We start from the raw sequence: 19,210 nt of genomic DNA, 5'->3' as shown, positions 1-19,210 counted from the left end.
GATTGAATAGAGAGAATAAGATGTCATCCAATTCAACCCCTTACTATTTCGTTCCTGGACTATCTAGTCATCCAGCTTCGGCAGCATTAGGTTTGCTTGCTTTTGGCGCTGGTATGTCTGGTTGGGTAAACCATGCAGCTTGGGGCGGCCCAGTAACTGCAGTTGGTGTGCTCTGGGTGATATTTGTTTTGTATAACTGGTTCGGGGACACGATTGCTGAGTCTAACTCTGGTAAGAATGGTATCAACGTAGATATTTCTTACCGTTGGTCCATGGCTTGGTTCATCTTCTCGGAGATTATGTTCTTTGGCGCATTCTTTGCCGCATTGTTCTATGCGCGCAATATTACGATGCCTTGGATGGGTGATGTAGAAAGCAAATTACTCTGGCCAGATTTTCAGGCTGTTTGGCCTAATGATGGTCCCGCCGGCTTAATAGAGAAATTTACGACGATGGGTCCATGGCCCATTCCAACGATTAATACTTTATTGCTCTTGTCTTCTGGTGTGACGGTGACTTACGCTCATCATGCGATTCGTGAAAACCACATGAAGAAAGCCATTAATGGCTTGGCTGCTACAGTTTTTCTAGGCATTATCTTCTTGGGCTTCCAGGTTTATGAGTACTATCATGCTTACTCTGATCTGAATTTGAAGTTAACGTCAGGTATCTATGGATCAACCTTCTTTATGTTGACTGGTTTCCATGGTTTCCACGTATTCCTTGGTGGCTTGATGTTGGCGATCGTATTGCGTCGCATGATACGCGGCGACTTTACTGCTGAAAATCACTTCGCCTTTGAGGGCGCTGCTTGGTATTGGCACTTCGTTGACGTAGTTTGGCTTGGCCTGTACATCGCTGTTTACTGGATGTAAAGAAGTAAAAATCGGGGCGTAGAGCCCCGATTTGTTTTGAGTCTTTATGGGTGGTGGAGGAAGCTTAGTTTGTTCCCACTCGAACGCCAGTAGCTTCGATATAGCCAAAGTAGTGGGCAATCAGAATTCCCAAGAAGAGTACGATTGAAAGTCCAATACGTAACATAAGCGATTGAACCATTCTTGAGCTACGACCCTTATCTTTCATCATGAAATAGAGTGCTGAGCCCAAGCTTCCAACAATAATTAGTAGTGCAATTGGAATAATCCATTTCATCTCAAAGTACCCTTGTGAATATTTTTTCTAGCTTAATTACTAGTCGTATAGTCGCTACATTATCAGCTCTTCTGGTGATTGTAGTTGGCTGCGGCGCTGGTATTTGGCAGTTAAATCGAGCAGAGCAAAAGATTCGCTTGGGTGAATCTTTAAGTGCAAGACTGCAAATGCCGATTCTGAATGCCAATGCCGATAGCTTGACCCTAGAGCAGGCAACAGAGCGCCGAATTTCAGCTCGTGGACGTTTTATTCAAGATGAGGCTATTTGGCTAGATAACCGTCCTCGCCCTATTCCTGAGGGTAGTACTGGCGTTGCAGGGCAATCTGGTTTTTATGTGATGATGCCTTTGAAATTAGATGGCCAAGAGCTTGTACTTTGGGTTAATCGGGGTTGGGCTCCTCGTAATAACGAAAATCGCATTGAGTTACCTCCAATTAAAACAATAGGTGAAGTGGTGACTATTGAGGGAATTGCTTTCCCTCATCCTGGAAGGGTTTATGAGTTGGGAAAAAAGGACGCTACGCAATCAAGTCCTCGGATTGAGCAGAACTTTGATTTGGCTTTTGAGGCCCGAGGCCATGAATGGAGGCAACTTCCATTCATTGTTCGAGAGTCTGGCTCTTCGAAAGAGGATGGTTTGTTAAGAAATTGGCCCTCCCCAACAAACGGAGTCGATCGCCATTATGCTTATGCATTCCAGTGGTTTGCTTTGGCATTAACTGGATTTTTATTTTGGCTCATTAATGGGTTCATGAAATATCGGCGAGAGCTTGCTGTGAATGGAGATAGAGGGTGAGTGATAAAGAATTATTGATTCCAGCATCACAAACGGATGCATCTGTAATTAACACGCAAACTCGACGTGGGCGTATTCAGATGTTGCTATTGTTGCTTGCTTGCGCGGCACCAGTGATCGCCTCTTATTTGGCGTATTACGTTTTTAAGCCAGAGGGTGGAAAGACGAACTTTGGAACCCTAGTTCAGCCAGTACAAGATATGAATCCCGCTTGGTTTGATATTCCTTTCAATGGCAAGTGGACTTTACTAGTCGCTAGGCCAGCTGGAGAATGCACCATTAAAAATGAGACTTGTCTCGAGGCTCTATTTTTAATGCGTCAACTACGCATTGCTGTTGGTCGTGAAAGTAGTCGAGTTCAACTAGTGTGGGTCAATACAGATGGCAAATCAGTGGATCCAGAGGTGTTGCTGGCATACGATCAAAAGACAGCGGGATTTCAGATTGTAGATTTGCCAGTAGATCCTAAATTAAGATCTGAATTTGATGCGTGGCTTAATCGTGATGGAGCAGGTCAGAAGATCCAGTTGATTGATCCAAGCCCAGCCAAGATGATGATTTTTCCGGTGACCAATTCGCCTAAAGAATTCGGTAGTATTAAAAAGGATCTAGAGAAGCTATTGCGCCTCAATCGTAAGGGTGAAAAATTGCAATGAGTAGCTTGCTATTGCTTGCAGAGTTAGCTGCAATTGCAATTGTTTTTGCAGGTCTACCTCTGGCCTATCTCTGGACTAGGCCGGCTTATAACTTTTTCCAAAAGCTCAATTGGGTCTTGGTTTTCATGACTTTTGATTTGATTGTGTTTGGTGCTTTTACTCGCTTAACGGACTCTGGTCTGGGATGCCCTGATTGGCCTGGTTGTTATGGCACATCAAATCCATGGCACGCCATTAGTGAGATTCAGCAAGCTGAAGCTAATATGCCTACGGGTCCTGTGACTGTTATCAAAGCTTGGATTGAAATGATTCATCGCTATTTAGCAATGACAGTCGGAGCGTTGATTTTGATTCAGGTGGCAGTTGCTTGGAGCAAGCTCCGTAGCCTGGGCAAGAAGCCTCTATTAGGAAGTCTTGGTTTGCTGATTTTGGTATGTATTCAAGGGGCATTTGGTGCTTGGACGGTCACACTGAAATTGCAGCCTATTATTGTGACAATTCATTTGATGTTGGCTTTGGTTTTGTTGGCATGTCTAACGACTTATGCACAACAAGAGTGGATAGATCAATCCCCAGTAACTACTCGCCTACAGAGTAAGCCCCTTTCTGCAAAGTTACTTTTACTTGCAGCAGTAATTTTAAGTACGCAAATCTTTTTAGGTGCATGGGTGAGTACGAATTACGCTGTATTAGCTTGCCCTGATTTTCCGACTTGCATGGATCGTCTTTGGCCAGAAACAGCTTGGCAGGAAGGCTTCACCCTGTGGCGCGGCTTAGGCTTGAATGCTCAAGGCGAATCTATTACCCCTGTCGCTTTGCAAACAATCCATTGGGCACATCGCGTATTTGCCATAGTTGCTGTAGTGGTTCTTGGCGCCTTGGGACTAAGCGCTCTCGGTCTGAGTAATTCCAAATCATTAGGAATGGCAAGAATTGCAAAGCTATTACTAGGTTTACTCATTCTGCAGGCTCTGACTGGTATTTCTAACGTGGTCTTTCAGTGGCCCCTGCTTGCTGCCTTAATGCACACCGCAGGTTCTGCTGCGTTGGTATTCTGTTTGGTTCGTTTAGTCCAATGGTCCTCTTGGAGTACCCCCATTCACATGAAGATGTCTAAATCATTATGAGTAGTCCAACTTCCCCTAATCCTGTAGCGATGCCACGTTGGCGTCAATATTGGGTTCTCACTAAGCCCCGCGTCACGCAGTTAGCAGTATTTTGTGCAATTATTGGCATGTTCTTAGCTACTCCCGGTATGGTGCCTTATCCAGTTCTAATTGGCGGCATTGTTGGGATTTGGTTGTTGGCAGGAGCCGCTTTTGCAATGAATTGTTTAATCGAGCAAGCCGTCGATGCCAAGATGAAGCGAACTGCTTGGAGGCCGTCTGCAACTGGTGAAGTAACGCCTTTTCACATTACTATTTTCTCGATCATTCTCGGTGGTTTGGGGATGGTCATCTTGTGGATCTTCTGCAATCCATTAACCATGTGGCTCACCGTGGCTACTTTTGTCGGTTACGCTGTAATTTATACCTGGTTGCTAAAGCCTGCTACACCACAGAATATTGTCATTGGTGGCCTCTCGGGTGCTATGCCACCTGCCTTAGGTTGGGCGGCAGTTACCAACACTGTGTCAGCAGAAGCTTGGCTCTTGGTGTTGATCATTTTTGTTTGGACTCCGCCACACTTTTGGGCTCTTGCCTTATACCGTCGTGATGATTATGTGCAAAGTGGTTTACCAATGCTGCCCGTGACGCACGGAGAGCGCTTTACGCTACTCAATATTTTGTTATATACATTGATCTTAATTGCGGCTACTTTATTGCCATACATTTATGGCATGAGTGGCATGATCTATTTGATCTCAGCAATCATTCTGGGTTTGATCTTCCTTGCATATGTCATTGCTTTATTTGTTTCTTACAGCGATGCGTTAGCAAAGAAAACTTTTCGTTTTTCAATTACGTATTTATCTCTACTTTTTGCAGCGCTATTAATTGATCACTATTTCATTTGAGATGAAGATGCATTTACAAAAATCATACTTTTGTATCCCACGCCTATTGGTACTCTCGCTGATCGGATTAACTCTGCTAGCTTGTAGTCCGCAACAGAGCTTTAAGAACGTGGATATTACGGGTAGCAAGGCATTTGGTACTGACTTTAGTTTGCTCGATCCTGACGGAAAGGTGAGAACACTCGCTGACTTTAAAGGCAAAGCAGTTTTGATGTTCTTTGGTTATACGCAGTGCCCGGATGTTTGTCCTACGACGTTGACTGAGATGCAGCAGGTCATGACTTTATTGGGTCCTCAGGCAGACAAGGTGCAAGTGCTGTTTGTAACTGTGGACCCACAAAGAGATACCGCAGCAATCTTAAAACAGTATGTGCCGGCATTTGATTCGCGCTTCTTGGGCTTGCGTCCAGCCGATGAAGTAGCCTTAGAAAAAGTGACTAAGGATTTTAAGGTTTACTACCAGAAGGTGCCCGGCGCGAGTGCTGGTTCATACACCATGGATCATATGGCGGGAAGTTATGTCTTTGATCCAGAGGGGCGTTTACGCCTTTACATCAAGCATGCGCAAGGTGCTGAGACCTTGGCGCAAGACTTGAAGGAACTTCTGAAATAAAGGCTTGAAGGGGAAGGCTGTTTAGGCAGCTTCGGTTTGTAAGAGACTACGCATCTTTTTGAGCGCAGCAGTTTCAATCTGACGAACGCGCTCTGCAGAAATACCATATTCACTGGCGAGATCATGTAATGTTTTTGTTCCATTGCCATCTGCATCCATAGCCAGCCAACGTGACTGCACAATATTTCGACTACGCTCGTCTAATGCCATCAGTGCTTGATCAAGCTGAGGACCATGTAATGCATCAGTTGCAGCAGCAGCCATCATTTCGGTAGGCTCTTGACTGTTATCAGCTAACCACTGAATTGGTGCATAGACTGATTCGTCATCGGTGTCATCACCCTCTAAGGCAACATCACCACCAGCAAGGCGCATCTCCATTTCTTTTACGTCTGACCCTTTGACATCAAGTGCTTTCGCTAAAGCCTCAACTTCATTAGGTGTTAGGGCGGCTAGAGTAGGCTTGTTACTACGCAGATTAAAGAACAACTTACGTTGTGCTTTCGTTGTAGCAACTTTGACCAAGCGCCAATTTTTAAGGATGTACTCATGAATCTCTGCCTTAATCCAATGGATGGCGTAAGAGACTAAGCGTGCACCTTGGTTAGGGTCATAGCGTTTAACCGCCTTCATCAAGCCAATATTGCCTTCTTGAATTAAGTCAGCATGGGGAATGCCATAGCCTAAATACTGACGAGCAACGGAAACTACTAAACGAAGGTGCGAGAGCACTAAAGTCTTCGCAGCATCGACATTTTCAGTGCGACGAAATTCTTGCGCAAGGTGCAGCTCCTCTGCAGCGCTGAGCATCGGTACTCGATTCACATAGGAGATATAAGAGTCGAGTGTGCCAACCCCCAAGGAAGGCAGCATCGGAAAGGCAAGCGAAGCCGCGGCAGTCTGCGCTGCTGGCAGTGTTTGCCTTGCTTGCAATTGCGGTTTGTATGCTTTCTTTAGAATCATTTTCTTTTGTACACTTTTGGTATTAATAGATTTCTATTTTAGCACTCTTGTCAAGAGAGTGCTAATGGTTTTTTACTTCTATAAGTGTATGATTTAATTGAATAATTCAGAAGAATACTGTGCGGCCGTGAAGGGTGCTAAATCATCAATTCCCTCGCCTTTACCTAAGGCTAAAACCGCTGGTTTTGGCCCATCGCTGAGGGTGTGGGCAAGTGCACAGATTACCCCGCCCTTAGCAGTGCCATCTAATTTAGTCACGATTAAGGCGGAAAGCTCTAAAGCAGCATGAAAGGCCCTGACTTGGTTTAAACCGTTTTGACCAGTATTGCCATCTAGAACCAGTAAAGTCTGGTGAGGTGCCCCAGGAAGGGCCTTACCGATCACTCTTTTCACCTTCTTTAATTCTTCCATCAGATGGTCTTGAGTGGCCAGTCTGCCAGCAGTGTCAATAATGAGGATATCGCTTTTGCGAGAAATCGCCGCATGAATGGCATCGTGTGCCACTGCCGCCGCATCACCACTTTCTTGCATGATGACATCGACCTGATTGCGACCACCCCATTCAAGGAGCTGGTTGCGTGCTGCGGCTCGGAAAGTGTCACCGGCTGCGAGTAAGACGGATTTGCCTTGAGACTGAAACAGTTTGCAGAGTTTACCGATCGTGGTGGTCTTGCCAGCGCCATTGACCCCAATTACTAGCCATACCTCTGGTGTGGTCTTTTGCTCATGGGCATACAAGGGATTAGGATTGGGCTCCATAGATTTCAGGAGTATCGCCACTTCTTCGATCAGCAGTTGCTTGAGTTCCTCCGCGCTACTGGCCTTTTCCGATTTGGCGGCTTTACGGAGCTTACTAATCAGTTGTTCGGTCGTGGGCAAACCCACATCGCTCAGAATGAGAGATTCTTCTAGGGCATCAAACCAGGCTTGATCAGTCTGATTGGATGTGAATAGGGATCCGAGGGTTTTACGTAGGCCGAACATAATCGATACAATTTAATCCTTGCATCTTATCAATTAAATTCTAGGAATAGGTGATCTTGCAGATGCGTTCCACATTATTAAGTTTTTCTCTCTATTTATTGCTCGGCTCTTCTATTGCTATGGCAACACCAGAAGTGGGCCAAGCAAATACCCACGAGTTTCAACTCTACAATGGCCTCAAGTTGATCGTGCGGGAAGATCATCGCGCACCTACAGTTGCGCACATGGTTTGGTACCGTGCTGGCTCCATGGATGAGGTGAATGGCAAGACTGGAGTGGCTCATGTGTTGGAGCACATGATGTTTAAGGGCACCCATAAAGTAAAGTCAGGGGAATTCTCCCGCTTAGTTGCAGCAGTGGGTGGTCGAGAAAATGCTTTCACTTCTCGTGATTACACGGCTTACTTTCAGCAAGTTGAAAAGTCTAAGTTAGATGAGGTGATGAGGTTAGAGGCTGATCGTATGTCTAACCTCAATTTTGATGATGCGGAATTTCTGAAAGAAATTCAGGTGGTCATGGAAGAGCGTCGCCTGCGTACGGAAGATAACCCTAGTAGCTTGCTCAATGAATCACTCACTGCCACCGCATATATGAGCTCCCCTTATCGTCACCCGGTAGTTGGGTGGATGAATGATTTAGTCAATATGAAAGCAATAGATGCACGCGATTGGTATCGCAGTTGGTACAAACCGAATAACGCAACTGTCGTCATTGCAGGTGATGTTGATCCTAAAGTGATTTTACGAGCAGTAGAAAAATACTATGGAGTTGCTTCCGCAAGAGAGTTACCAGAGCGTAAGCCCCAGATTGAACCCGTGCAAAAAGGTACTAAGCGAGTGCAAGTAAAAGCGCCTGCTGACAGCGCACAGCTAGCGATGGCATGGAAAGTCCCCAAGCTAGAAGTGGGGAGATTGGATGATGATGAGCCTTATGCGCTAGAGCTTTTATCTGCTGTACTAGATGGTTATGACAACGCACGCTTGAATCGTACTCTAGTAAAGCAAGAGCGAGTAGTAAATGATGTGGGCGTCGGTTATGACATGATCTCTAGAGGACCTGAACTATTTTTCATTAGCAGCAGTATGGCTAAAGGCAAGACAGTGCAGCAGGCGGAGAGCAGTATTCGTAAAGCCTTGAAAGAAGTTGTTGACAAAGGAATTTTAGAATCAGAGCTTAAGCGGGTGAAGGTACGTATTCTGTCTGATCAGATATATAAGCGCGACTCAATTTTTGGGCAAGCCATGGAAATCGGTAGTACAGAGATGGCTGGATTCTCATGGAAAGATATTGATGTGATGTTGGAGAAGATGCAAACCATTACTCCCGCACAAGTTCAAGCCGTTGCAAAAAAATATTTAGTAGATGAGGGGCTCACCATAGCAGTACTAGATCCACAGCCACGCCAGTCGGGTGAGGCTAAGCAAGGAGGCAATCGTGATGCCAAATAAATTCATCTCGCAAATCAGTTTTGCAATTGTGCTGATAGTTGGAGTAAGCACATCAGCACACGCGATATTACCTATTGAAAAGCTAGACTCCTTCAAGGGCGCGCAAGCCTATTTAGTGCAAACCAAAGCGTTGCCCATGGTAGATATTGAGATCAGCATTGATGCAGGCGATCGTTATGACCCAGGGGTGAAGAGTGGCTTAGCTACTATGGCTGGGCGGCTCATGAACTATGGCGCCAAATCTGATAAGGGCCTGTTAAATGAGGCGCAGATTGCTGATGAGATTGCAGACCTTGGTGCAAACCTTGGTATTTCTGTTGGCGGTGAGCGCGCTGTCATGCGTATTCGGACTTTGAGTCGCAAAGATTTACGCGATCGGGCTGTTCAATTGGCCTCAGCGATGTTGAGTGCGCCCACATATGATGCAAAGATCTTAGCGCGTGAGAAGCAAAGGATGACTACTGCATTGCTAGAGTCGGAGACTAAACCGGAGTCAGTCTTGGATCGTCGCTTTAGAAAATCAGTTTATGGAGATTATCCGCTGGCCAATTCACCAACGGTGAAAAGTATTGCCAATATCAGCGCAAGCGACCTACAGCAGTTTCATAAACAGCTTTACCGTGGCGATCGAATGATTGTCAGCATTGTGGGTGATGTGAGCAAAGCCGAGGCTGCTGAGATTGTTCAGAGCTTATTACAAAGAGTGCCTCAGTCTGGACCTCCTGTAGCGAAGTTGCCAGAGTTTGAGCGTTCACCAGTTGAGCCTTTAAGTCAGCGCGAAGTTGCTATTCCATTTGACTCACAGCAAGCGCATATTGCTATGGGAATGACTGCAGTAACTCGTAATAACCCCGATTTCTTCCCATTGCTGGTGGGTAACTACATTTTGGGTGGCGGTGGTTTTGTATCTCGGCTCATGTCGGAAGTGCGCGAGAAACGTGGCCTTGCCTATAGCGTGTTTAGTTACTTTGCCCCCGGTAAGGATGCAGGAATATTTCAGGCGGGCGTACAAACGAAGAATGATCAAGCTACTTTGGCTCTAGAAGTAATGAGTTCCACTATTGCCCAATTTATTGCTGATGGCCCAACGCAAGCGGAGCTCGATGCAGCCAAAGCAAATTTGATCAATGGCTATCCTTTACGAATTGATAACAACCGTAAGTTACTAGATAACGTGTCTAGTATTGCTTGGAATAATTTGCCTCTTGATACGATGGAGATTTGGACTAAGCAAGTGGAGGCGGTTAACCTTGAGCAGGTCAAAGCGTCGTTCCAAAAACACTTAGCTATGGATCGAATGAAAATTGTCGTCTTAGGGGCGAAGAAATAAATAAGCCGGTTAAGTCAGCTTCATTAGGCAGACGCTCTGAACCTCTGCAGAAAATTCGCATTATTGGTGGGGTTTGGCGCAGTCGTTTGCTAGGTGTACTGGATTTACCCGGTCTTCGCCCTACTACCGATCGTGTTCGTGAGACTTTATTTAATTGGCTCGGACAGGATTTAGTCGGTTTGCGTTGTTTAGATTTATTTGCTGGTACTGGTGCTTTAGGTTTTGAGGCCGCATCACGACATGCCCATTCAGTAACCTTATTAGAAAAAGATAAACAGGCCCATGCCAAACTTCTAGCTAATTTTGCTTTGTTAAAGTCATCTCCGGCTCCTGGAGAAGTGCAGATTCTTCATAGAGATAGTTTGGAGTTCTTAAAGCAACAAGCTGACCGCTCCAGCAATCTGATCTTCATAGACCCACCCTTTCAGGAGGAGGGCTTATTAAATCAAGCGCTTATAGAGGCTGCTCGTGTTTGTGACGACAGTGCTGGCGGGGGAATTTATGTAGAGTTTCCTTCCGGTCGCCCCCGGGAGCAGCTTGAGGCTTTAGTGCCTGATTGGCATTGTGGGAAATACTTAGAGGCCGGACAAGTAAAAGCTTGTCTATTTCGCTTCAAGAGGGACTAAACTCTTGCCTGTAGCTGAAAAAGCCTTAGGAGCGTTATGACTGTTGCCGTATACCCTGGAACATTTGATCCCTTTACTCGTGGTCACGAGGACCTAGTGCGTCGCGCCTCAAGCATTTTTGGTGAGCTCATTGTTGGTGTTGCTGATAGTCGTAGCAAACGCCCTTTCTTTACGCTGGATGAGCGCATTGAGATTGCTAAAGAAGTTCTTGGCCACTACTCCAATGTAAAGATTGTTGGATTTACCGGCCTGTTAAAAGATTTTGCTCGCGAACATAACGCGCGCGTGATTGTGCGCGGCTTACGCGCAGTATCTGATTTTGAATACGAGTTCCAAATGGCTGGTATGAATCGCTATTTATTACCCGATGTTGAAACACTATTCCTGACGCCATCAGACCAATACCAATTTATTTCTGGTACCTTTGTGCGTGAGATTGCCTCTATGGGTGGCGATGTGAGTAAGTTTGTATTCCCATCGGTAGAAAAGTGGTTGATCACAAAGATTCAAGCTAATAAGAGCAAAGAGTGGGGCCCTTAGGCGCAAATATGGCATTAATGATTACAGACGAATGCATCAATTGTGATGTGTGTGAGCCTGAATGCCCAAACGATGCAATCTACATGGGTTTAGAGATCTACGAGATCGATCCCAATAAATGCACAGAATGTGTAGGCCATTACGATGCGCCTCAGTGTCAGCAAGTCTGTCCGGTAGATTGCATACCGATGAACCCTGCGTTTTCTGAAAATCAAACCCAGTTAATGGCAAAGTATCAGGCCTTAACTGCCGCTAAAAAAGCACTCGTTAAATAAGTCGTTGATACTCTTTAATTAGTTTTAGAGTGCAATTCGAGCATGGCTGCCTGAGTATCACCCTTTAGAAACAAGGACAGAATGTGTAAGCCATTTTCAATGCTTGCATCAATCTGCTTTTGTTCTGCTTGTAGCGGCCTTCTCAAGACAAAGTCAGCCACGTCCATTACTCGCGCACCTTCTGCAGCAAGATCGCGTGGGTGGCCAATACCCAGACGCAAGCGCCAGTAATCAGGAGTTCCTAAGTGAGCTTGGATATCTTTTAAGCCGTTGTGTCCACCAGTGCCGCCACCAAGCTTGATGCGTGCAGTGCCGGGCTTGAGGTCGAGCTCATCTTGCACTACCAACACATCTTTAGGTGTAATTTTATGAAAGCGGCATAAAGCTCCAACGGCCTGGCCGCTCAGGTTCATGTAAGTGTTTGGCTTGAGTAAGAAGAGGTCTTCATCTTCCCATTTAGCCTTAGCTACTTTTCCAAGAAAGCGTTTTTCAGTTTCAAAGCGAACGTTTAATTGTTTGGCGAGTGCATCCACAAACCAGAAGCCAGCATTATGCCGATCTTCAGCATGTTCTTCACCTGGGTTGCCTAGGCCAATAATTAATTTAGTCATGATGAGTGCTTAAGGATAAAAGCTTTTCTGCAAAAAAGAAAACCCGCTTGTAAGCGGGCTTCCTCTGTCGCAAAGATAGGGCTTAAATGATTAAGCTTTATCCTTTGGAGCTTCAGCGGCAGGGGCCGCAGCAGCTGCAGGAGCAGCTTCTGTATCGGCAGATTTCACTGCTGGGATACGTGCGTTAGCCAGTACTGGGTTTTCTTGCTCAATATGCAATACCAAGGTAACGCCTTTTGGTAATGCGATATCTTTAGCATGGATACCATGACCAACTTCAATCTTGCTTAGGTCCACTTCAATGAACTCAGGCAAGTCGGCAGGCAAGCAAGATATTTCCAATTCAGTGGAGATGTGGCTGATGACAGCGCCTTGCAACTTCACTGCAGCTGAAGTGTCAGCATTAATGAAATGCAATGGAACGCGCATATGAACTTTCTCAGTCGCGGAAACGCGTTGGAAGTCGATGTGCAGAACCAAAGGCTTAAATGGATGCATCTGGTAATCGCGCAACAACACTTTTTGTGCTTTGCCGCCGATTTCGAGATCGAGGATGGAAGAGTGGAATGCTTCCTTACGGAGAGCATGGAACAGTGCGTTGTGATCCAACTCAATTACAGTTGCGGCGTCTTTACCACCGTAGATGATGCCCGGAGTTTTACCGGAGTTGCGCAGACGGCGGCTCGCACCCGTTCCCTGTACGCTTCTTTCAAAGGCTACTACTTTCATATTTAATTCCTAAATTAAGGTTAATTTCCGTTCGCGACCAAACAGAAAAGCCTTTGATTATATCTTGGGAATCGTTCTTTTTGCCTAGAAAAGGCTCAAAATCGCCAAAAACCGGGGTGTAAACGCTATTTTTAGCTTATTCGGCGAACATTGACATCACTGAATCACCCTTGCTGATGTGGGAAAGGGTTTCAGCCAGGATGGGGGCAACGCTCAATTGACGGATTTTGCCCACTTTCAAGGCTTCAGCGGTCAATGGAATGGTGTCAGTAACAACCAATTCATCTAGCTCTGAGGCGGCAATACGGGCGATGGCACCACCAGAGAGAACTGCATGAGTACAGTAAGCTGTAACGCCCTTGGCACCACGCTCTTTCAGTGCCTCTGCAGCTTTGCAGAGAGTTCCACCGGTGTCAATAATGTCATCCATGATGACGCAGTGACGACCTTCTACTTCGCCGATTAAATGCATTACTTCTGATACGTTAGCCTTAGGACGTCGTTTATCAATAATCGCTAAATCTGTACCTAATTGCTTGGCCATTGCACGGGCGCGAACCACGCCGCCAATATCCGGCGAAACAATGATGAGATCTTTTTTAGTTTTCTGAGCCTCTAAATCTGCCAAGAGAACCGGAGAGGCGTAAATGTTATCTACTGGGATATCAAAAAAGCCTTGAATTTGGTCGGCATGAAGATCCATAGTCAAAACACGCTCAATGCCAGCAACAGATTGAAGCATGTTTGCAACGATTCTAGCGGAGATGGCAACCCGTGCTGAGCGCGGACGACGATCTTGTCTGGCGTAACCGAAGTAAGGGATTACAGCGGTTATGCGGCTTGCTGATGCGCGTTTAAGAGCATCAATCATGATCATAAGCTCCATCAAACTGTCGTTCGTTGGAGCGCAAGTCGATTGGATAACGACCACATTCTTACCGCGAACGTTTTCTTGAATTTCTACCTGGATTTCCCCATCAGAGAATCGACCTACGAATGCTTTTCCCATTTGGAGATTGAGCTCTTTGGCTACCGCATGGGCCAAAACCGGATTTGCGTTGCCTGTGAAAAGAGTCAGTAAATCAGCGTTCATTGGGGCGGACATAGGTGATTTTGGAGTTTTGGTAGAGGTCGAATGGATGTCTTTAGGTCGTATCTACAGAGTTTGGCAGGGGAAGAAGGATTCGAACCTTCGCATGCTGGAATCAAAATCCAGTGCCTTAACCAGCTTGGCGATTCCCCTACAGGTCAATCTGAAGAAATCAAATTGTAAGCGGGATTTTTATTTAGCCCCCGAACAATTCGACCTATCCATCCTTTTGGAAGATTTTGCAGAAGATTTTCCAGATTTGCGGTGTCCGTCTTAGGGTCTAAGGCGGCAAAAACGCTACTTCCAGAGCCGGACATGCAAGGCGCCGAGTTAGGCACTGCCCTGTAAATCCAATCTAAAGCTTGCTTCACTTCAGGACATTTCTGCACCGCTACTGCCTGACAATCATTCGACTGATATGAGCTTGGCGATGCAAGAAAGCCATCTATTGTAATCGGAGCATGATCGCGGGTCAATTGAGGGTCTTGAAAAATCTGTGCAGTGGCAATTCCCTGATTGGGGAAGATCACCACAAAGTCTTGAGTTTTTAGGGAAATTGCCTGTAATTTCTCCCCAATGCCCTCAACAAATGCATTTTGGCCAAAGATGAAAAATGGCACATCTGCCCCTAGTTTTAGGCCGAGCTGACACAGCGTCGCAATATCAAGATGGAGGTCCCAGAGGGTATTGAGGCCAATGAGCGTGGATGCAGCATCAGATGATCCGCCGCCTAGGCCAGCACCCATTGGGATCATTTTTTCTAAGCTGATTTCAACACCCTGATTAATCTTGCAAAAATCTTTTAAGACTTGGGCGGCGCGAACTACTAAATCCTGTTCTGGGGGTACGCCTGGAATGAGACCAATACGACGAACCTCATCTTCAGAAATACGCTTTAAGGTAAGGACGTCGCACCAATCAATCAACTGGAAAACTGATTGGAGTTGGTGATAGCCATCTTCGCGGCGCCCAACAATATGAAGAAATAAATTGAGCTTTGCTGGACAGTGGATTTCTAGCGTCTTACTCATGATTCACGCTTCACTCATTCGGATTATCAAACACCAGGCGGATATCTATGGAGCCAATGTTAGAGCTACGAGTCATCATGAGTTTTTCTAAACGCTGCGCATTGTTCCAGTTGTAATTTAAGGTCCAACCATCTTGTGTGATTTTGCTCACTTGCCCTTTTACATTTCGCTCAACACTGGCATTACCGCCGGGACGAGTTTTTCCACGCAACCAGTCTGATAGACCGCGAGCAGGTAGCGGAAGTCCTAATGTATTTTGAATCAGAGAGTCAGCATCGATAGCCGTAGTTAATTGGCCATCGCGCTCTAAGATTGCTTCACCAGGTTTAATCGTAATTTTTGCAATGGATCCACCAACTGGATTACGAATTTCCAATACATCGATCAACGTGTCTTGAGTTAATGTAAATCCACCAGAGCCGCCTTGATTTTTACTTTCGGTGAGTCCAGTAATTTTTACCGCAAAACGACCGTCCCATGTGCCTTTTAGGGCGGTATCTGCTAATGACCAATCGGGTTTCAAGCGCTTCAAAGTTTCTTTGAGGGTCGGGTTATTGGCATCTAATTGCTGCCCTTTGCGCCACATATCTTCTGCTTCGACGGGGCGATTCATTACCCACAGGACTTCACCAATATGTGCAGCAATATCCGCTTCAGGTTTCATGCTAAATGCTTGTTGCAGTTGCTCTAAGGCAAGGTCATTTTTGCCCATGCGAAAGTTTACCCAGCCAAGGCTATCTAATATAAAACCATCTTTAGGTGAGAGTTGATGAGCTTTACTAATGAGCTTAAATGCTTCTGGTAATTTCTGATTACGATCGGCCAGGGAGTAACCAAGTGCATTTAGGCTATTTGCATCATTCGGATTTTTGCGCAAGATTTCGCGCAGAGTTTTCTCCATCACATCGATATGCCCTGATTTTTCAGCAGACATGGCATAGGTGTAAAGTAGTCCCGGATCTTTTGGTTCCGGCTTTAAGGTTGAAACAATTTCATAAAAAGCTCTTAATGCTTCTGATTCATTGGTTGCTTTAGCTAATAGCGCCTGAATCTGTAGCAAAGTATTTTCACGCTGCGCCGGTGTTTGCTGATTCAAGAGTGAGATGGCGGGTTTGACTGCATCTGACCAGCGTTGATTCAGAATTAAGAGGGTGACAAGCACCTCTTTGGGTTTAGTTTGTTTTGGCCCAGCTAAGCTATCCCAAGTTTGAGCTGCTTGGAGTGCAAGATCTGGGGCGCCTGCAGTAATCGCAATTTCCATAGCCCTTTGCGCTAAGCGAGGGTCATCTAGCTGGCGCGCGAGCTCCAAATAGGTTGTGTATGCCAAGCCAGCTTCACCGCGCTGAAGGGCGATTTCAGAAGCCAGGACCTCAAATACAGCTTGACCACTATCCAGGCTACTGGATTTGGCGATGGTATTGCTGGAAAGGAGGCTTAAGCCCAGCCCAGTAGCAAGCAGTAAGACCCTCAAAGAGGGCTGCAATGAAAATTTGGTCATAAGCACATTCTAATCCGCGAATCTACAATTCATTTATGCCAGAACTCCCAGAAGTCGAAGTTACCCGATTGGGTATCCAACCCCATTTAGAGGGGCTGAGGGTGAGCGCAGTCAAAATTATCGATGGTCGCTTGCGCTGGCCGGTACCAAGTAATTTGAATACTTTGATTTCTGGTCAGAAAGTCTTGGGAATAGAACGCCGCGGCAAGTATCTTCTAATGGAGTTTGATGCGGGTTACCTATTGCTTCACCTAGGCATGACTGGAACATTGAGAGTCCTTCCGAGTGGCGACCCCCTTAAGTTACACGATCGAGTGACTTTCGAGTTTGGCAAGCTGAGTTTGCGTTTGCACGACCCCCGAAAGTTTGGCGCTGTTTTATGGCACCCAAAGTCTAAGGGGCCGATTGAGGGCAATGCCCTTTTGCAAAAACTGGGAGTCGAGCCTTTTTCAGCAGAGTTTGCGGGTGAGCTTGGTACTGAGGTTCTGTATCAGTGCTCACGTAAACGTAGTGTTGCTGTGAAGCAATTTTTACTGGCAGGGCAAGCAGTAGTGGGTGTCGGAAATATCTATTGTTCTGAAAGTTTATTCGAGGCTGGTATTCATCCAGCAAAGGCTGCTGGAAAACTCACACGTCCACAATGCTCTAGGCTGGCGACTGCGGTGAGATTGATTTTGAAAAAAGCGATTGCTGCGGGAGGTAGCTCTTTAAAAGACTTTGTGAACAGCGAAGGCGATCCAGGGCACTTCATGGTGCAAACCAAAGTCTATGATCGTAAAGATCAGCCTTGCAAGGTGTGCAAGACGCCGATTAAACAAATAGTGCAAGGCCAGCGCTCGACATACTTTTGCCCCCAATGTCAGAAGCGCTGATCAAGCACTTTGCTACTAACCTAATAGCTTGGCATGGCAAGGACGGACGCCAAGGCCTTCCATGGCAGAGTATTCGAGATCCCTATGCGGTATGGGTTTCTGAAATCATGCTGCAACAAACTCAGGTAGCTACTGTTCTAGAGCGCTACCCCCGCTTTATGAAACGTTTCCCGACGGTTAAGAAATTGGCAGCCGCACCATTAGATGATGTCTTAGCAGAATGGGCGGGGCTAGGCTATTACACGCGCGCTCGCAATCTCCACGCTTGTGCCAAGCAAGTGATGGAAGAGTTTGGTGGTGAGTTTCCCAAAGACCCAGTATTACTCAAACAGCTCAAGGGTATTGGTAGATCGACTGCGGGCGCTATTGCAGCATTTGCATTTCATGAACGGGCACCGATTCTGGATGCGAACGTCAAGCGAATACTGGCACGATTATTTGGTATAGAGGGTGCCATCCAAGAAAAAGCAGTGAACGATGAGTTATGGCTATTGGCTAAAACACTGCTCCCTAAAAAAGCTCCGGATATGCCGGTATACACGCAAGCTCTAATGGATTTTGGAGCAACTTGGTGCACTTCTCGTAAACCTATATGTTTAAGTGGGGAAAGAAAATGCCCCTTTGAAAAAGAATGCCAAGCTAATCTCAGTAATCAGGTCTTAGTATTACCTCGCAAAGTCATCAAAGCAAAATCGCCCGAATTTAATTGCGACATGTTGTTACTCCGGCATGGCGATTCAGTACTATTACAAAGACGCTCTGAAAAATCCATCTGGGGCGGGCTTTGGTCTTTGCCCGAATCTATATGGAGAGCTAAAGAAAAAAGCTCCCCAGCTACAGACAATGCTGTTAATTTGACTGCGAAAGAATTGTTTAAGCTTGTGCTGCCAGATGAAAGAAACTCTAGCGCTTTAAATGCTTGTCACTCAATTAAGCGAGGACTTGATATTAAACATGTCTTTACGCATCGTCGTTTGTGGATGCAGATTTGGCATGTGGACTCAGGCTCTGCCGTGAAATTCGCTAGCGATGACTTGAAGTGGGTTCCTTTGCGTCAGCTAGGACGATACGGATTGCCTCAACCGATCAAATTGCTACTGCAGGGATTGAATCTAACTCGCGGTGACGACTTAAGAAATTAATTTGAAGTGCGGCCAAATCTTTTTGCGGTAGAAAATGCGCAATGATGCGACTTACAAGATAAACCGAGCGATGTTGTCCGCCAGTACAGCCGATAGCGACAGTAAGATAGCTGCGACCATCTGCGATGTAGTGAGGCAACCATTTTTCAATAAATTGAATAATGTCATTTTCCATGCTGACTACTTCAGGAATTTTTTCTAAAAACTCACGAACCGGCTGATCTTTTCCAGACATGGGGCGTAACACTTTGTCGTAGTGTGGATTGGGCAGGCAGCGAACATCAAACACGAGATCCGCTTCACTAGGTAAGCCTTTTTTAAAACCAAAAGATTCAAAAATAACGGTAAGTCCTTGGGGCTTATCTTTCAGAAGATCTTGAATCCAAGAGCGCAAGGCATGAGCGGGTAGATTGCTAGTATCAATACTGTGGGCATGATTGCGCAGAGGCTCTAAGAGATTACGCTCTTTATCAATAGCCTCGATGAGGGTGGCAGCTTGGGTTTGTTGAGTTTTTCCAGAGAGCGGATGGCGCCTGCGGGTTTCGGAGAAGCGCTGGATCAGCGTATTGGTATCAGCATTGAGAAAAACAATTCGTACTTGATGGTTGCGCCTCAGGTTTTCTAAAATCTGAGGGAGCTCTGCAATTGACTGACCGCGACGTGCATCAATAGCAACCGCAACACGTTCGCTTTTTTCACCTTCTAGCGTAGTAATGAGGCTTTCTAGAAGGGTGACTGGAAGGTTATCAACGCAGTCATAACCTGCATCCTCAAAGGCTCTCAGCGCAACTGATTTACCTGAGCCAGAGATGCCGGTAATCAGATTAATTTGCATA

22 protein-coding genes and 1 tRNA gene are annotated in these 19,210 nt (G+C 46.0%); 13 read left to right on the top strand and 10 right to left on the bottom strand.

Features of this window, described 5'->3' with window-relative positions:
• Positions 1-20 precede the first annotated feature (20 nt).
• Entirely contained in the window at positions 21-875 is an 855-nt protein-coding gene (locus C2759_RS09675; protein WP_215355054.1) for a cytochrome c oxidase subunit 3, read from the top strand.
• A 64-nt stretch (positions 876-939) separates the two neighbouring features.
• Here the strand turns inward: C2759_RS09675 and C2759_RS09670 are convergent, their stop codons facing one another.
• Positions 940-1,152, bottom strand: a complete 213-nt coding sequence (locus tag C2759_RS09670; protein WP_215355053.1) for a twin transmembrane helix small protein — start codon at positions 1,150-1,152, stop codon at positions 940-942.
• Positions 1,153-1,166: 14 nt separating this feature from the next.
• On the opposite strand from C2759_RS09670, the gene C2759_RS09665 reads away from it, so the two are divergent.
• From C2759_RS09665 to C2759_RS09645, 5 genes are read left to right on the top strand one after another with little or no spacing between them, the layout of a single operon-like run.
• Positions 1,167-1,949, top strand: a complete 783-nt coding sequence (locus C2759_RS09665; protein WP_251366961.1) for an SURF1 family protein — start codon at positions 1,167-1,169, stop codon at positions 1,947-1,949.
• Entirely contained in the window at positions 1,946-2,605 is a 660-nt protein-coding gene (locus tag C2759_RS09660) for a hypothetical protein (protein WP_215355051.1), read from the top strand. The genes C2759_RS09665 and C2759_RS09660 overlap by 4 nt, the downstream gene beginning before the upstream one ends.
• Complete coding sequence (locus tag C2759_RS09655; protein ID WP_215355049.1) at positions 2,602-3,732, top strand: heme A synthase; 1,131 nt, start codon at positions 2,602-2,604, stop codon at positions 3,730-3,732. Before C2759_RS09660 ends, C2759_RS09655 begins: the two co-directional genes overlap by 4 nt.
• A complete protein-coding gene (cyoE, locus tag C2759_RS09650; RefSeq protein ID WP_215355047.1) occupies positions 3,729-4,622 on the top strand; it encodes a heme o synthase in 894 nt (297 codons plus the stop codon). Before C2759_RS09655 ends, cyoE begins: the two co-directional genes overlap by 4 nt.
• A gap of 7 nt (positions 4,623-4,629) precedes the next feature.
• Positions 4,630-5,235 carry an SCO family protein gene (locus C2759_RS09645; RefSeq protein ID WP_371816906.1) on the top strand — a complete coding sequence of 202 codons (606 nt, stop codon included), beginning with the start codon at positions 4,630-4,632 and terminating at the stop codon, positions 5,233-5,235.
• 21 nt (positions 5,236-5,256) lie between these two features.
• Here C2759_RS09645 and rpoH read toward each other — a convergent pair whose 3' ends face one another.
• Together rpoH and ftsY are read right to left on the bottom strand one after the other, a co-directional pair.
• Positions 5,257-6,198 (bottom strand): RNA polymerase sigma factor RpoH, encoded by a 942-nt coding sequence (gene rpoH, locus C2759_RS09640; protein ID WP_215355045.1) that lies wholly within the window; start codon positions 6,196-6,198, stop codon positions 5,257-5,259.
• Positions 6,199-6,291: 93 nt separating this feature from the next.
• Entirely contained in the window at positions 6,292-7,182 is an 891-nt protein-coding gene (ftsY, locus tag C2759_RS09635) for a signal recognition particle-docking protein FtsY (protein WP_215355044.1), read from the bottom strand.
• A gap of 62 nt (positions 7,183-7,244) precedes the next feature.
• Here ftsY and C2759_RS09630 point away from each other — a divergent pair, with 62 nt between their 5' ends.
• Genes C2759_RS09630 through C2759_RS09610 form a run of 5 tightly spaced genes read left to right on the top strand, consistent with a single transcriptional unit; the run spans position 7,245 to position 11,401 of the window.
• Complete coding sequence (locus C2759_RS09630) at positions 7,245-8,630, top strand: pitrilysin family protein (RefSeq protein ID WP_215355043.1); 1,386 nt, start codon at positions 7,245-7,247, stop codon at positions 8,628-8,630.
• A complete protein-coding gene (locus C2759_RS09625; RefSeq protein WP_215356759.1) occupies positions 8,620-9,960 on the top strand; it encodes a pitrilysin family protein in 1,341 nt (446 codons plus the stop codon). Before C2759_RS09630 ends, C2759_RS09625 begins: the two co-directional genes overlap by 11 nt.
• Positions 9,957-10,586 carry a 16S rRNA (guanine(966)-N(2))-methyltransferase RsmD gene (gene rsmD / locus C2759_RS09620; RefSeq protein WP_215356758.1) on the top strand — a complete coding sequence of 210 codons (630 nt, stop codon included), beginning with the start codon at positions 9,957-9,959 and terminating at the stop codon, positions 10,584-10,586. The genes C2759_RS09625 and rsmD overlap by 4 nt, the downstream gene beginning before the upstream one ends.
• A 36-nt stretch (positions 10,587-10,622) precedes the next feature.
• Positions 10,623-11,126 carry a pantetheine-phosphate adenylyltransferase gene (gene coaD / locus C2759_RS09615; RefSeq protein WP_215355042.1) on the top strand — a complete coding sequence of 168 codons (504 nt, stop codon included), beginning with the start codon at positions 10,623-10,625 and terminating at the stop codon, positions 11,124-11,126.
• Between the two features lie 8 nt (positions 11,127-11,134).
• Positions 11,135-11,401: a YfhL family 4Fe-4S dicluster ferredoxin gene (locus C2759_RS09610; protein WP_215355041.1), complete on the top strand. Its 267-nt coding sequence runs from the start codon at positions 11,135-11,137 to the stop codon at positions 11,399-11,401.
• Positions 11,402-11,415: 14 nt separating this feature from the next.
• On the opposite strand, the gene pth is transcribed toward C2759_RS09610, so the two are convergent.
• From pth to C2759_RS09580, 6 genes are all read right to left on the bottom strand, one after another.
• Positions 11,416-12,012: an aminoacyl-tRNA hydrolase gene (pth, locus tag C2759_RS09605; protein ID WP_215355040.1), complete on the bottom strand. Its 597-nt coding sequence runs from the start codon at positions 12,010-12,012 to the stop codon at positions 11,416-11,418.
• A gap of 90 nt (positions 12,013-12,102) precedes the next feature.
• Complete coding sequence (locus C2759_RS09600) at positions 12,103-12,741, bottom strand: 50S ribosomal protein L25/general stress protein Ctc (protein ID WP_215355039.1); 639 nt, start codon at positions 12,739-12,741, stop codon at positions 12,103-12,105.
• 136 nt (positions 12,742-12,877) lie between these two features.
• Entirely contained in the window at positions 12,878-13,834 is a 957-nt protein-coding gene (locus C2759_RS09595) for a ribose-phosphate pyrophosphokinase (protein WP_215356757.1), read from the bottom strand.
• Positions 13,835-13,907: 73 nt separating this feature from the next.
• Positions 13,908-13,984: transfer RNA gene (locus C2759_RS09590), tRNA-Gln, on the bottom strand.
• Between the two features lie 5 nt (positions 13,985-13,989).
• On the bottom strand, positions 13,990-14,862 hold the full coding sequence (gene ispE / locus C2759_RS09585) for a 4-(cytidine 5'-diphospho)-2-C-methyl-D-erythritol kinase (RefSeq protein WP_215355038.1): 873 nt from the start codon (positions 14,860-14,862) through the stop codon (positions 13,990-13,992).
• A 10-nt stretch (positions 14,863-14,872) separates the two neighbouring features.
• Positions 14,873-16,360, bottom strand: coding sequence for a lipoprotein insertase outer membrane protein LolB (locus C2759_RS09580; RefSeq protein WP_215355037.1), 1,488 nt, complete (start codon positions 16,358-16,360; stop codon positions 14,873-14,875).
• Between the two features lie 35 nt (positions 16,361-16,395).
• Between C2759_RS09580 and mutM the strand changes: the two genes are divergently transcribed.
• Both mutM and mutY read left to right on the top strand, forming a co-directional pair.
• Positions 16,396-17,232, top strand: coding sequence for a bifunctional DNA-formamidopyrimidine glycosylase/DNA-(apurinic or apyrimidinic site) lyase (gene mutM, locus C2759_RS09575; protein ID WP_215355036.1), 837 nt, complete (start codon positions 16,396-16,398; stop codon positions 17,230-17,232).
• Positions 17,217-18,374, top strand: coding sequence for an A/G-specific adenine glycosylase (gene mutY / locus C2759_RS09570; protein ID WP_215355035.1), 1,158 nt, complete (start codon positions 17,217-17,219; stop codon positions 18,372-18,374). Before mutM ends, mutY begins: the two co-directional genes overlap by 16 nt.
• Here the strand turns inward: mutY and rapZ are convergent.
• Positions 18,319-19,209, bottom strand: a complete 891-nt coding sequence (gene rapZ, locus C2759_RS09565; protein WP_215355033.1) for an RNase adapter RapZ — start codon at positions 19,207-19,209, stop codon at positions 18,319-18,321. The genes mutY and rapZ overlap by 56 nt on opposite strands.
• Between the last annotated feature and the right edge of the window lies 1 nt (position 19,210).

This window comes from Polynucleobacter sp. MG-Unter2-18 (genome assembly GCF_018687675.1).
GTDB lineage: Bacteria > Pseudomonadota > Gammaproteobacteria > Burkholderiales > Burkholderiaceae > Polynucleobacter.
Note: the sequence above shows the minus strand (reverse complement) of the source record. Positions and strands in the feature narration are given on the sequence as shown.